The sequence below is a fragment of the Paractinoplanes deccanensis genome (genome assembly GCF_016862115.1).
GTDB lineage: Bacteria > Actinomycetota > Actinomycetes > Mycobacteriales > Micromonosporaceae > Actinoplanes > Actinoplanes deccanensis.
Genome location: NZ_BOMI01000188.1, coordinates 27900 through 41130, shown reverse-complemented (window position 1 = coordinate 41130; position 13231 = coordinate 27900). Strand labels below are relative to the sequence as shown.

Annotated in this window: 13 protein-coding genes; all 13 read right to left on the bottom strand. The window is 73.9% G+C overall.

The annotated features are described in order from the left end of the window. Nucleotides 1-4: 4 nt before the first annotated feature. Nucleotides 5-1012, bottom strand: coding sequence for an NAD-dependent epimerase/dehydratase family protein (locus tag Ade02nite_RS44350; protein ID WP_203777298.1), 1008 nt, complete (start codon nucleotides 1010-1012; stop codon nucleotides 5-7). 12 nt (nucleotides 1013-1024) lie between these two features. Then, entirely contained in the window at nucleotides 1025-1504 is a 480-nt protein-coding gene (locus tag Ade02nite_RS44345) for a flavin reductase family protein (RefSeq protein ID WP_203777296.1), read from the bottom strand. Beyond that, a complete protein-coding gene (locus Ade02nite_RS44340) occupies nucleotides 1501-2148 on the bottom strand; it encodes a 4'-phosphopantetheinyl transferase family protein (RefSeq protein WP_203777294.1) in 648 nt (215 codons plus the stop codon). Before Ade02nite_RS44340 ends, Ade02nite_RS44345 begins: the two co-directional genes overlap by 4 nt. Beyond that, the gene (locus tag Ade02nite_RS44335; protein WP_203777292.1) at nucleotides 2145-3329 is read right to left on the bottom strand and encodes an acyl-CoA dehydrogenase family protein; all 1185 of its coding nucleotides are present in this window, start codon (nucleotides 3327-3329) and stop codon (nucleotides 2145-2147) included. Before Ade02nite_RS44335 ends, Ade02nite_RS44340 begins: the two co-directional genes overlap by 4 nt. Next, nucleotides 3326-3589 carry a phosphopantetheine-binding protein gene (locus tag Ade02nite_RS44330; protein ID WP_203777290.1) on the bottom strand — a complete coding sequence of 88 codons (264 nt, stop codon included), beginning with the start codon at nucleotides 3587-3589 and terminating at the stop codon, nucleotides 3326-3328. The genes Ade02nite_RS44335 and Ade02nite_RS44330 overlap by 4 nt, the downstream gene beginning before the upstream one ends. A 19-nt stretch (nucleotides 3590-3608) precedes the next feature. Next, nucleotides 3609-4817 carry a type III PLP-dependent enzyme domain-containing protein gene (locus tag Ade02nite_RS44325; protein WP_203777288.1) on the bottom strand — a complete coding sequence of 403 codons (1209 nt, stop codon included), beginning with the start codon at nucleotides 4815-4817 and terminating at the stop codon, nucleotides 3609-3611. Continuing rightward, a complete protein-coding gene (locus Ade02nite_RS44320) occupies nucleotides 4814-6301 on the bottom strand; it encodes a class I adenylate-forming enzyme family protein (protein ID WP_203777286.1) in 1488 nt (495 codons plus the stop codon). The genes Ade02nite_RS44325 and Ade02nite_RS44320 overlap by 4 nt, the downstream gene beginning before the upstream one ends. Continuing rightward, nucleotides 6298-6549, bottom strand: a complete 252-nt coding sequence (locus Ade02nite_RS44315) for an acyl carrier protein (protein WP_203777284.1) — start codon at nucleotides 6547-6549, stop codon at nucleotides 6298-6300. Before Ade02nite_RS44315 ends, Ade02nite_RS44320 begins: the two co-directional genes overlap by 4 nt. Further along, nucleotides 6546-8045, bottom strand: a complete 1500-nt coding sequence (locus tag Ade02nite_RS44310) for an amino acid adenylation domain-containing protein (protein WP_203777282.1) — start codon at nucleotides 8043-8045, stop codon at nucleotides 6546-6548. Before Ade02nite_RS44310 ends, Ade02nite_RS44315 begins: the two co-directional genes overlap by 4 nt. Next, nucleotides 8042-8965 (bottom strand): cysteine peptidase family C39 domain-containing protein, encoded by a 924-nt coding sequence (locus Ade02nite_RS44305; protein ID WP_203777280.1) that lies wholly within the window; start codon nucleotides 8963-8965, stop codon nucleotides 8042-8044. The genes Ade02nite_RS44310 and Ade02nite_RS44305 overlap by 4 nt, the downstream gene beginning before the upstream one ends. Beyond that, nucleotides 8962-9780, bottom strand: coding sequence for an enoyl-CoA hydratase-related protein (locus Ade02nite_RS44300; RefSeq protein WP_203777278.1), 819 nt, complete (start codon nucleotides 9778-9780; stop codon nucleotides 8962-8964). The genes Ade02nite_RS44305 and Ade02nite_RS44300 overlap by 4 nt, the downstream gene beginning before the upstream one ends. 59 nt (nucleotides 9781-9839) lie before the next feature. After that, nucleotides 9840-11600: an AfsR/SARP family transcriptional regulator gene (locus Ade02nite_RS44295; protein ID WP_275409996.1), complete on the bottom strand. Its 1761-nt coding sequence runs from the start codon at nucleotides 11598-11600 to the stop codon at nucleotides 9840-9842. 235 nt (nucleotides 11601-11835) lie between these two features. Then, nucleotides 11836-13047, bottom strand: a complete 1212-nt coding sequence (locus tag Ade02nite_RS44290) for an MFS transporter (RefSeq protein WP_203777274.1) — start codon at nucleotides 13045-13047, stop codon at nucleotides 11836-11838. Nucleotides 13048-13231: the final 184 nt, after the last annotated feature.

The window sequence follows — 13231 nt, the reverse complement described above, 5'->3', positions numbered from 1 at the left end:
TCGCTCAGCTCCTTCCGGTCTCGACCAGGGTCGGCGGGCGGTGGAAGACGGCGGGGTTGCTGGGCAGCTCGGGATCCTCGCCCAGCGTGCGGGCCAGGTCGGCGATGCCCTCGGCCAGCGGCACCCGCGGCCGGTAGCCCAGGGCGCGCAGCTTCGCGATGTCCGCGACGTGGCGGTAGCTGTCGTCCAGCACCTCGTCGTCGCAGTGCAGGTCGGCGGGCCGGCCGGTGACCCGCCCGACGATGTCGGCCAGCTCGCGCAGCGACGTCTCCGAGCCGGTGCCCAGGTTGTAGACCTCGCCCGGGGTGCCCCGCTCGGTGATCGTCATGAGCCCGTGCACCAGGTCATGCACGTGGGCGAAGTCGCGGGTCTTGCGGTCCGCGTCGCCGACCGCCGGGATCGGCCGCCCGTTGAGGTGCCAGCGCACGAACTGCGACACCTCGCCGCCGGCGCGCCGCGGGTCCTCGCCGGGGCCGTAGATGGTGAAGGCGCGCCCGATCACGGTGGGCAGGCCGTAGGACTCGCACATGCTCTCCGCGATGTGCTCGCCGGCCAGCTTCGACGCGGCGTAGGGCAGGAACGGCCGCAGCGGGTGATCCTCGGGCATCGGGGTGCACTCCGGCCGGCCGTAGACCATCGCCGACGAGAGATAGGTGACCCGCCGCGGCGGCTCGTCCAGCAGCGCCTCGAAGAGGTTGAACGTGCCCTCGGCGTTGGTCTCGAAGTCGAACCGGGGCCGGTCCACCGAGATGGTGCCGCTGGCGTTGCCGGCCAGGTGAAAGACGACGTCGGCGGGCACCAGGGCGGCCCGCACCGAAGCCGGGTCGCGCAGGTCGACCGGGCGGTGGCCGACGTCGGCAGGCAGGCCGGCGGGCGGCGGCACGACGTCCAGCACGGTCACCGCGACGCCGCGGCGGCGCAGCGCGGCCACCAGGTGCGAGCCGACGAAGCCGTGGCCGCCGGTGACGATCGCCCGGGTGCCGGTGGTCAGGGGAACAACGTGGTCGGTCATTTCAAGCCCCAATCAGCTCAACGTGCCGCGGAAGAAAGTGAGGGGTTCGCCGTGCCCGTTGGCGGTGGCGTCCTCGACGGTGCCGATCACGACGACGTGGTCGCCGGCCGGCAGGACCCGGTGCACCCGGCAGTCCAGGTGGGCGAGCGCGTCGTCGATCAGGGGCGCGCCCCGGTGGGTGGCGCCGCAGGGCACCCCGGCGAACTTGTCCGGGCGCTTGGCGGCGAAGGTGTCGCAGATGCCGCGCTGGTCGCGCCCGAGGATGCTGATCCCGAACGCGCCGCTGGCGGTGACCGCCCGGGTCGTGCTGGCGGCGTTGGCCAGGCACACCAGCACCATCGGCGGGTCGAGCGAGACCGAGGTGAACGAGTTGACGGTCATACCGACCGGCCCGCTGGCCGATTCGGCCGCCACGACGGCGACGCCGGTGGCGAACTCGCCGAGCACCTCGCGGAGCCGGCGGTTGTCCAGGTCGGTGGGGTGTGTGGTCATAGGATGCTCCGATCCGAGTGGATGCGGATGGCCGGCGCTGCCGGCCGCAGCGCGACCGCGGCGACGTAGCCGGGAGCCAGCCCGGCCTCCCGCCACGACACGTCGCGCCAGATCCCGGCCGTGCCGGTTCCGCAGTGGACGTCGGCGAGCCGCCGGTTGATCCCGGCACCGGTCGCCTTGACGCAGGCCTCTTTCCGGGTCCACAGCCGCATGAAGCCGGCCCGCCGGTCGGCCCGCGGGAGGGCGGCCAGCCAGCGGCGCTCGTCGGGCGAGCACGACCAGGCGACGGCGGCCGGTGGGCGGTCGGCGCTCTCCAGGTCGATGCCGACCGCGCCGTCCGCGCTGACCGCGACCGCGACCAGGCCGGCGGCGTGCGCGACGCTGAACGTCACCGGGTCGCCGGCCACGCCCGGCCGGCCCGCCGGGGCCACCGTGAGCGGCACGTCGGCGGGGGCGCAGCCGAGCTCGGCGGCGAGCAGCCGGCGGGCCAGCACCCGACCGGCCACGAACTCGGCCCGCCGGTGGCCGTCGTAGCGGGCCGCCCGCTGCCGCTCATGCGGCGGCAGGGTGGCGGCGAGCCGGTCGACCCGCTCGGCGCCGGCCGGCCGCGCCACGGTGACGACCGCGACGGCGGCCCCGCTCACGGCAGCCTCGCCGCGCGGTCGAACAGGGCCAGCCTGCCGTCCGCGAGGTCGAGCCGGTCGTTCGCGTACATCAGCGACGCGGAGCGCAGGTCCCGCAGCACCCGCTCGATGCCGGTGGCCGAGGTCTTGATGTAGCCGTGGCGGAGGCCGACCACGTCGACCAGGCGGTCCACCGCGGCGAAGGTCTGCTCGGACGCGACGACCTTCAGCTCGTTGACCAGGATCTGGTAGGCCGGGCTCTCCACCTCCGCGGCCGTGCCGTCGCGGCCGATCCGCTCGACCGTGGCGATCGTGCGCTCCAGCAGCGCCTCGACGCAGTCCAGGCCGGCGCGGCAGCGGGCGAGCCGGGTGACGAGCAGCTCGGAGTCCAGGTCGTAGCCTCGTCGCCCGCGCGGGTCGCGCAGCATCGCCACCACGCGCCGGAAGGCGCCCTGCGCGGCGCCCAGCCAGGACGACGCCCAGGCGATGTGCCCGGCCGGCACGAAGGTGCGCAGCGCGACGTCCCGGAAGTCCGGGCCCACCACGTCGCCGGCAGCGACCTCGGCGTCGATGGTGACCGCGACGCTCTGGGTGCCGCGCATGCCCATCGGGTCCCAGCCGGAGTGCGTCTGCAGCTCCACCGCCGACCGGTCGGCCCAGACCAGCCGCACGTCGGTGTCGGCGGCGTCCGGTCCGGCCCGCATGGTGATCAGGTAGGCGTCGGCGTGCAGCGCACCGGTGGAGATCGGCGCGTCCCGGTGCACCCGCAGCCGTCCGCCGGGCGCCGGCTCCAGCGGGGCCTGCGCGGTGAGCAGGTGGCCGCCCTTGCCGCGCTCGGTGGTCACCGAGCCGACGTAGACCTCACCGCGGGCGATCGCCGGCAGCACCCGCTCGCGCAGCGCCGGGCCGGCGTGCCGCACGACGGCGGCGACCTGCTGGCAATGCATGGCCCAGACCACGGCGGTGGCGGTGCACGCGCCGGCCAGCTCGCGGGCCACCTCGGACATGTCGGCCAGGCTGCCGCCCATGCCGCCGTGCTCGCGCGGCACCAGCAGGCCCATCAGCGGCGTCGCGCGCAGCGCGGCCAGGCTCGCGACCGGGAACTCGGCGTCCCGGTCCACCGTGCCGGCCCGCTCGGCGACGATCGGTATCACGTCACGCACGACGTCCACCGGGGTGATCGGCGGGGCGACGGCGGTCATGACCGACCTCCGTCCTCGCCCAGTTCCTCGAGCGTGGTGCGCAGCGTGGCCGGGGTGGTGAAGGTCTGCTCGGCCAGCGCCTCGTCGGGCAGCATCACGCCGAGGTTGTCCTCGAGGTCGAACAGCAGCTCGACGGCCGCCATCGAGTCCAGGCCCAACGTGCGCAGGTCGTCGTCGGGAGCGAGGTCGGCGCCGTCCGGCAGGTACTTGAGGTGGCGGCGGAGGATCTGCTCGTAGTCGTCCAGGGCGATCGTGCTCACGATGATTTCCCTTCGGTTGTCACACTTCCTTGTGCGCGGAGCGGACCAGTGAGAGCCGCGAGACGTGCAGCGGGCGGTCGCCGTCCAGGACGACCTCCACGGGCGGCTCGTGGCTGAGAAAGCCGATCAGGCTTCCGGTCAGGCCGTAGGCGCCCACGTTGGGCACCTCCACGACGTCGCCGGCCCGCGGCCGCGGCAGTTCCACCCGCCGGCTCCACGCGTCCAGCGGGGTGCAGAGCGGGCCGACCACGTCGCAGGTGACCGGGGTACGGTCGTCGGCGGTCACGCTGAGTTCGGGCATCAGCGGCGGCACCCGGCGCAGCCCGGCCATCCCGCCGAGGTGGTTGATGCCGCTGTCCAGGAGCACGAAGGTGCGCCCCTTGGATTCCTTGACGTCCTGCACGGTCGCGACCAACCGGCCACACTCGGCGGTCAGGTAGCGGCCGGACTCGAAACAGACCGCCGGCCGGTGCGGCATGTGCCGGTCGAGCAGGTCGGTGAGGGCCCGGCGCAGGCCGGGATAGCGGGGCCGGGAGCCGGCCCGGGCATAGGGCGCCGCGAAACCGCCGCCGAGGTCGAGGATGTCGAGCGATCCCGGCAGCACCTCCCGCAGCCGCTCGGCGAGCCGCATCGCGGTGCCGAAGACGTCCAGCAGGGCGGCCTCGTCGGCGATGTTCGTGCCGAGATAGAAGTGCAGGCCGCGCACGGTGACGTGCGGGTGGCGGAAGCTGCCCGGGTCGGCCCGCAGCACCGCGGCGTCGACGCCGAACTGCGAGGACGTGCCGGTCATCGCCAGCCCGGCACCTGCCGGGTGGCTGTCACCATTGACCCGCAGCAGCGCGTCGACGGTCTGATCGTGCTGCGCCGCCACGTGTCCCAGCGCGCGCAGCTGCGCCGCCGAGTCGACGGAGAAGAGCCGCACCCCGGCGTTCACCGCGTGCTCCAGCTCGGCCCGCGACTTGGCCGGTCCGTTGTGCACGATGTCGCCCGTGGGCACGCCCGCGACGAGCGCTGCGTCGAGCTCGCCGGTGGAGCTCACCTCCACGCCGCAGCCGAGCCGGTGCAGATGCCGGATCAGCTCGGGGTGCGGGTTGGCCTTCACCGAGTAGAGCACCCGCGAGCCGGCGGGCAGCTGACCGGTGAGGTCGGCGTGCGCGGCCCCTATCGTGCTGATGTCGTAGGCGTAGAGCGGGCTGCCGAAGCGCTCCACGAGCTGCCGGGCGCTCATCGGGCTGCCTCGTCCAGGGCACGCAACTGGTGGCGGTCCACCTTGCGGTTGGTGTTCAGCGGCAACTGCTCCAGCACGCGTACGCCATCGGGCACCTTCGCCGCCTCGAGCCGCTCCCGCAGCCCGGCCAGCACGGTGGCCGCGTTCGCCGTTCCCGTGACGAAGATGCGGGCGCCGTCGCTGTCGCCGTCCGGCGGCACGACGGCCGCCTCGGCCACGCCGGGGATGTCCAGGGCCGCGGCCTCCACCTCGAGCGTGCTGACCCGGTGCCCGCGGCTCTTGTAGACGTCGTCGAAGCGCCCCCGGAAGTAGAGGTAGCCGTCCTCGTCGAGCGCGCAGAGGTCGCCGGTGAACAGCGCTGTCTCGGCCGCCGGGCCCCACGGGCGGAACCGTCGCGCGGTCTGCTCCGGCGCCCGCCAGTAGCCGGCCATCACGTGCGGGCCGCGCACGACCAGCTCACCGGTCTCGCCCGCGGGCAGCGGCCGGCCCTGCTCGTCGACGACGAGGCACTCGGTGTCCGTCAGCGGGCGGCCGACCGAGCCGCGCCGGCGGTCCAGCTCGGCCGGGTCGAGGATGGCGACCCGCTTGCACTCGGTGAGGCCGAACATGGCGTAGACGGCGACGCCCGGGAATGCGGCGCGCAGCTCGTCGATGGTCTCCGGGGCCAGCCGCGCCCCGGTGTTGGTGACCGCACGCAACCGCGGCAGGGTGCCCGTGCCGGCCCGGCGGCCCAGCCTGAGCAGCGCGGAGGCGAGCGACGGCACCAGCGGCAGCACGGTCACCCCGGCGCGCTCCAGCCGCCCGGTGAGCCCCGGCCCGACCTGCGCCGGGTCGCCGAGAACCAGGGTGGCACGCGCTCGGGCGGCGAGGAACACCTGGTAGAGGCCGTAGTCGAAGGAGAGCGGCAGCAGGCAGCCGATCCGGTCGTCGGCGCGCAGGCCGAGCCGGCCGGCGATCGCGTCGACCGCGAACCGCAGCGTCCGGTGCGGCGAGACGACGCCCTTCGGCGCGGCGGTGCTGCCCGAGGTGTAGATCAGGCATGCGGGGTCGCTGCTGATCCCCGGCCACGCGGGCGGTTCGCCGCCGCCGGCGGCCGCCGCCTCGCTCAGCGTCGCGCACGGCACCTCCGCCTCGGACGGGATTCGCTGCACGCGGTCGGTGAGGATCAGCGCCGGCTCGGCGTTCGCGATGATGTGCCGCAGTTGGAAGGCCTTGGTGTCGTTGTTGACGACGACGAAGACACCCCCGGCGCGGGAGATCGCGTAGCAGGCGCAGACCAGCTCGGCGCTGTTCGGCGCGAGCAGCAGCACCCGGTCGCCGCGGCCGACGCCCCGCTCGCGCAGCCACGCGGCGGTCCGGCGGGTGCGGTCCGCCAGCTCCCCATAGGTCCACGAGATGTCGTCGGTGACCAGGGCGGTCCGCCCCGGCGCCTCGGCCGTGGCCTCGTCGAGGAGGCCGTGCACAGTGGGTGGTGTCGAGATCATGTCGTTCCCCTCGAGTCGCTGCGGCAGACCGCTTCGGTGAGCGTGCCGAGATCGGTGAAGGTCTCCGGGACCAGCAGGTCCGGGTCCATCTCCAGGCCGAGATCCGTCTCCACCCGGTCGATCACTGCGACGATCGCCAGCGAGTCGAAGCCGGTCTGGTCGAGCAGGGTGTCCCCCATGCCGACCGGGCGGCCGAGCCGCTCGGTGATCACGCGTTGCAGATAGGCGGTGACGTCCGGCCGGTTCATGCGCTCAGCCCTTCGGCGAGTTCGCGCCGGGCGAGTTTGCCGGTGCTCGTGCGCGGCAGGTCGGCGGCGACGGTCACGGTGGCCGGCACCATGTAGGGCGGCAGCGCTTGCAAGCACCACTGACGCAGTTCCTCGCCGTCCGCCTCGGCAATGGCGAAGGCGTGCAGCACGTTGGTGTGCTCGTCGTCGGCGATCGCGACGACCGCGGCCTCCTGCACCGCCTCGTGGCGCAGCAGGGTCGCCTCGACCTCGCCGAGCTCCACCCGGAAGCCGCGGGTCTTGACCAGCCCGTCCCGGCGGCCGAGGAAATGCAGCACGCCCTCGGCGTCGCGGGTCGCGTAGTCGCCGGTGCGGTGACAGGTCCAGTCCTGGCCGTCCGCGTGCACCACCGCGCGGGAGGCCGCGGTCAGCTCCGGCCGGTCGAGATAGCCCGGTGTCCGGCTCGGCCCGCTGACCAGCATCTCGCCGGCCTGGTCCGGCTCGGTCACCGGCACGCCATCGTTGACCAGGAAGATCCGGGCACCGGCCACGGCGTGACCCAGCGGGATCCGGGACAGCCGCAGATGCCCCGGGCGGACCCGCAGGGCGGTGACCACGTTCGTCTCGATCGGGCCGTACAGGTTGTGCACCTCGGTGTCCGGCAGCGCCGCCATCAGCCGGGCCAGCGGCGCCGGGTGGAACTCCTCGCCGGCGTAGAGCAGCAGGCGCAGGTCCGGCAGGCCACCCTCGGTCAGGGTGCTGCGGTGCAGCAGGGCGATCAGAGCGGAGGGTACGGCGTACAGCACGGTGATCCGCCGGCCGCGCAGCATGCGCAGCAACGCCTGCGGGAAGAGCGCCACGTGCTCGCTGACCGGGCAGACCGTGGCGCCGGTGGTCAGGCTCGCGTAGAGGTCGAAGACCGGCAGGTCGAAGTGCAGCGGCGCGTGCACCGCCACCCGATCGCCCGGCCGCACGCCGGCGTAGCCGGCCGCCCAGTCCACGAAGGCCTCGGCGTTGCCGTGCGTGATCACCACGCCTTTCGGCCGTCCGGTGGACCCGGAGGTGTAGAGCACGTAGGCCGTGTCGTCCCGGTCGGCGGCCGGCAAGCCGGCGCTGTACGCCGGCGCGAGCAGCCCGGCCAGCCCGGCGGCCGGCACGCGCACGTCCACGTCGACGTCGTCGGGCCAGCCCGCCTCGGTGCGGTCGTCCACGATCAGCGCCCGGGCGCCGCTGTCGGCGAGGACAAACGCGCGCCGGGCCGGGGGCGCGGCCGGGTCGATCGGCACATAGCTCAGGCCGGCAGCGAGCGTGGCGAGCATCAGCATGATCGCGTCGGGCGACTTGCCGAGGTTGAGCGCCACCCGGTCGCCCGGCTCGAGGCGGTCCGCGAGCCGGCTCGCCGCGCCGGTCACCCGTGCGGCGGCCTCGCGATAGCTGATCACCCGGTCGCCGGTGTCGAAGGCCGCCTGATCGGGCCACTGTCGCGCGGCGGCGAAGAATCGGTCGGTCAGTCTCATCGGTGCTCCCTTCCTCCAGTGGTGACTCCCGTGCCCGCCGCTGCGGCCTCGGCGTCGGCGACCGGCCCGGCCAGGGCGTCGAAGGCACCGGCGGGCACGGCCCGGCCGCGCTCGGCGCGCTGCCGGGCGATGTACGCTCGCTCGCTCGCCCGCCGCCAGGCCGGCACCACCTCGTCGCGGAACCGGTCCGCGACCGGCGCCACGGCCGGGTCCCGCTCGGCAAGCGCGGCCAGCCACCGGCCGTAGCGGGTGCGACTGCGTACGCCGAGCCAGCAGGCCAGAGCGAGTTCCTCGGTGCCGGGCCGGTCGTCGAGCCGCCGGATCCGGTCGGCGTAGTCGCGCAGCGCGGACACGTCGAGGGCCTCCGCGTTGGCGCGCATGACCTCGGCCGGGTCGAGTGGCATGGCCGGCCCGGCGGGCTCGAGCGTGGCGATCCGTGCGTCCGCGCCGAGCAGGCCGGCCAGCCGGGCGGTGTCGATCTCGGTGCGGCCGGGCCGCGCCGAGCCCCACGCGGTGTCGTTGTGATAGGCGTCGGCGATGCCGGCGGTGCCGCCGTCGATCGCGTCGACCACGAAAGAGTGCGTCATGTGCGCGTGGCCGGCGTAGGGCAGCCACGGCATGTCGTAGGCATCGCCCATGGCCAGCACCGGGCGGCCCTCGGCGAGCAGCGCGGCGCAGGCCTCGACGGCCGAGGGGAGCGGCGGGTGCCAGGCCACGGTGAGCCCGGTGTCCTCGCGCAGCCGCCGCTCGACCGGCTCCCGGGAGAACTCCGGTCCCTCGGCCGTGAAGCCCCAGTCGCGGAAGAAGGGCCCCCGCACGTCGGCGGCACCAGCGTGCCGAGCGAGCACCTGCAGGTTGTCGTCATAGCAGTCGAGCAGTTCGGCGTCGAGCCCGGTCGGGTCGACCCTGACGGCGGTCACGGCGCACTCCTTTCGGCGGTGGTGGCCATGCGGTCACGAAGGCGGTCGGCGAATCCGGTGCTGGGCAGGAAGGCGGCGCTCCACACCGCGCTGAGCGCGAGCCCCTGCTCGACGCTCAGGTCGCGGCTGGCCCGCAGCACCTGCTTGATCCCCGCGGTGACGTGCCGCTCGGCGCGGGCGATCCGGGCCGCCGTCGCGGCGGCGAGCGGATAGAGGACGGCCGGCTCGTCGGCGACCCGGGAGACCAGGCCCAGGCGGAGCGCCTCGGCAGCGTCCACCTCGCGCCCGGTCAGGGCCAGGTCGGCGGTGGCGCCGGCGCCGACGATGCGCGGCAGGCGCTGCAGCAGCCCGAGGTCGGCGACCACGCCGATGTCCACCTCGGCCGCGATGAAGACCGCGTCGGCCGAGGCGATCCGCAGGTCGCAGGCGGTGACCAGTTCCAACGCGGCGCCGACGCACTGGCCCGCGACCGCGGCGACGACCGGCACCGGGCATTCCTCGACGGCGGTGACCGCCCGCTGGAGGGTGCGGGTCTGCCGGTGCAGGGCACGCCGCGCGGCGGCCCGCTCGTCGCCGGACCGCTCCACCCGCCGATAGGCCGGCAGGTACCAGCGCAGGTCCAGGCCGACGCTGAACGTGTCACCCGCGCCGCGCAGCACGATCGCGCCGACCCGGTCGTCGGCCGCGAGCGAGTCCAGGGTGGCTGGGATGGCGCCGAACGCGGCCCCGCCGAGCGCGTTGCCGGCCGCGGTGCCGGTGATGGTCACCGTGGCGACGGCGCCGTCGAGATCCACGTGCAGCGGTGTGCTTGTCATGCCTTCGACGGTGCCCCCGCGGTGTTTAGCGGGTCGCAGAGCCGGGATTTAGTCCGTGTTTAGACCGTCCATCGGGGATCGTCGGCGGCCAGGCGCTCCCGGGCGTACTGCCGGGCCAGCAGGTCGGTGGCGTAGCGCTCGATCGTCGCCAGGCCGTCGTCGGCCGGGTCGACCAGATGGAGTTCCAGCAACCGGTCCACCGCGTGTGCGCCCTGCTCGACGGTCAGCCCGGCCAACTGGGCCGCGGTGGCGACGTCGAACGAGCTCAGCACCCCGGCCCGGCGGAAGACGCGCTGCTCGGCCTCGGTCAGCTGACGCATGCTCTCGGCCAGGCGCGGGCGGATCGCCAGCCCGCCGTAGGCCAGCTCGTCCAGCGAGTTGTACCGGCGCAGCCGTTCGGACAGCAGCCGCACCGAGCGTCCGGGGTGGACCAGTAGCCGGCTACCCGCGATGCGCATCGCCAGGGGCAGCCGGCCGAGCCGGGTCACCAGCGACAGCACACCGGCGGGGTCAGCGGCGGCGCGCTGCTCCCCGATGATGCCGGAGAGCATGCTCACCGCGTTCGCCTCTGTGAGCGGCAGGCACGGGACGTGGCGGGCGCCCTCGATGCCGGGCAGCACCGACCGGCTGGTCACCAGCAGGGCACTGCGCGCGCCCGGCGGCACCAGCGCGCGGACGTCGCTCTCGGCGGTCGCGTCGTCCGCGATCACGAGCACGCGCCGGTCGCGCAACTCCCGGCCGTAGGCCTCGCGCAGCTCACGAAGGCTGATCTTGGCCGATGCCGCGAGGCTGCCCAAGGCCCGTAGTGCGTCGCGCAGCGCGTCGGCCGGGGTGCGGCCGGTCAGCGGAAGGAAGAGCTGGCCGTCCGGAAACCGGTCGCGCAGCACGTGCCCGGCGTGGGTGACCAGCGCGCTCTTCCCGACGCCGACCTTGCCGGAGACCACCACCACCGGTGCGGTCGCACCGGTGGTGGTGAGGTATCCGACGATGGCGGCCAGTTCCTCGTCGCGGGCGATCAGGTCGGGCAGGTCGGGTGGCAGCTGGGCGGGCCCGGCCCGCTGCGACGGTCCGGTCGTAGGCCGGGACTCGACCGGCAGGTCGCCGCTGAGGATCTGCCGGTGGAGGCGCTGCAGCTCCGGGCCCGGCTCGATGCCGATCCCGTCGACCAGCGCGGCGCGTCCCTCCCGGAAGGCGGCGAGCGCGTCGGCCCGCCGCCCGGTCGCGGACAGCGCGCGCATCTGCCGCGCGCGCAACCCTTCGCGCTCCGGATGGAGCGTGACCAGCGCGGCCATCTCGTCCAGCGCGCGGCCGTAGCGGTTGCGGCGCAGGTCCACGTCGATGCGCTGCTCGATGGCGGAGAGACGGCGCTCGACCAGCCGGCGCGCCTCCGCGGTGATCGAGGGGCCCTGTTCGACGTCGCCGAGCGGGTCGCCGCGCCACAGCGACAGCGCCGCGGTCAGCTCCGCCGAGCCGCTCTCGAGCCGATCCTCGGCGATCTCCCGGCGGGCGCGCGCCAGGTGCCGGTCGAAGTCGTCCCGGTCGAGGTCGCCGTCCCGCAGGTCGAGCCGGTAGCCCCCGGGGAGCGTGGCGAGCGACTCGTCACGCAGCTCTCGCCGGATCGCCGACACGTACTGCCGTACGAGGTTGTCGGCCGAGCCGGGCGGCGCGTCCAGCCAGAGCTCCTCGGTCAGCCGCCGCACCGTGACGAAGCTGTTGGCGTTGACGGTGAGCACGGCGAGAAGGCTGCGGTGCTTCGCCGCCCTTATCCCATGCTTCCTATCGGGCTGGATGAGATAGGGACCCAGTACGCCGAACTTCACGCAACACCCCCGCCGGTCACGATCAGCCGCTATCGATACCCCGGATTTCGATGCTGTCGTGCAGGTTTCAACATCAACAGGTACGGCGATCTCAGATCGTGCACGTCCGGACGGGTCGGTCAGCGGTCGCGGAGGATCGCGTCCGGCCGGTGGCTATCCTGGCCGCGGGCGTACCCGGTCCGATTGTCGTACGCCGATGATCTAGATGGGCACCGCGGTAATCGCACATGTCCGGTCAGGCCGCGGCGATCGCTTCGCGGCGCCGGCCGACCGACAGCAGGTCCAGCAGCAGAGCGGCGAGGGCCACGACGGCCAGGAGGACCAGTCCGAGGGCGTACGAGTGGTAGCTGCCGTAGATGGAGCCCATAATCAGCGGCGGGATGAAGCCGCCGAGGCCGCCGGCCGCGCCGACCACGCCGGTGACCGAGCCGACCTGGTTGGCCGGGGCTTTCTGGGCGACAAGAGCGAAGGTGGCGCCGCTGCCGGTGCCGAGGGCGGCCGCCATGCCGAGGAAGGCGATGGTGCCGATCGGTGCCAGACCGGGCGTGAAGGACTGCGCCAGGGCGCCGAGGATGACGATGCCCAGGCTGCCGGCGAGCACACGGCTGGGCGGGATGCGGTCGGAGAGCCAGCCGCCGACCGGGCGCATCAGCACGGCGAGGACGACGAAGCCGGCCATCCGGTTGGCGGCGTCGGCCTGGGTCAGGCCGTACGCGTTCTTGAGGTACGCCGGCAGGTAGACGGAGAAGGCGACGTAGCCGCCGAACGCGACCGCGTACAGGGCGGCGGCCTGCCAGGTGATGCGCAGCTTGAGGGTCGCGTTGAGGCGCGCCGCGAACGGCGTGGTCGGCACTACGCGGTTCGGCGCGTCCCGCAACACCGTCCAGGCGACGACGGCGTAGGCGGCGAGGACCGTCGCGGTGATCAGGAACGGGGTCCGCATGCTGTTCGCGTCGACCAGCTTGACGGTGGTCAGGGCGCTGATCGCGGTGCCGCCCATGCCCATGCCGAAGACGCCGACGGCGAAGCCGCGCCGCTCGGGTGGGAACCAGGCGTTGACGAAGGGCACGCCGACGGCGAAGGCGGTGCCGCCGATGCCGAGGAAGAAGCCGCCGACGAGGATCGCGGCGAGCGAGTCGTGGCCGAACAGGCCGAGGTAGAGCACCGGGACGATGGTGGCCAGCGACACCAGCGGGAACATGATCCGGCCACCGAGCCGGTCGGTCAGGGCGCCGATCGGGATCCGGCCGAGCGATCCCACGACGACAGGCACGGCCACGAGCAGCGACTGCTGGAAGGAGCTCAGCTGCAGGACGGTGGTGAACTTGGTGGCGAGCGGACTGAGCAGCGCCCACGCCCAGAAGTTGACGGCGAACCCGATCGTCGCGAGAGCAAGCATGACGCCGGGGCTGCCGCCACTGGTCGCTCGAAGCTGGGACGTGCTCATGGGTCCTCCACGGGTCGCTTGTTCCGGCCCGCCTGGGCCTTCGGTGACCAGCGTTCCGTGGTCCATCGGCCGGCAACAGGGACCTTGGTCCTTCGCTGACGGGACCAAGCTGCCCGCTCACGCCGGCTCGCCGACGTCCTCGATCCAGCCGAGGACACGCCGGGCAGGTGGTCGCGCTGCCCTG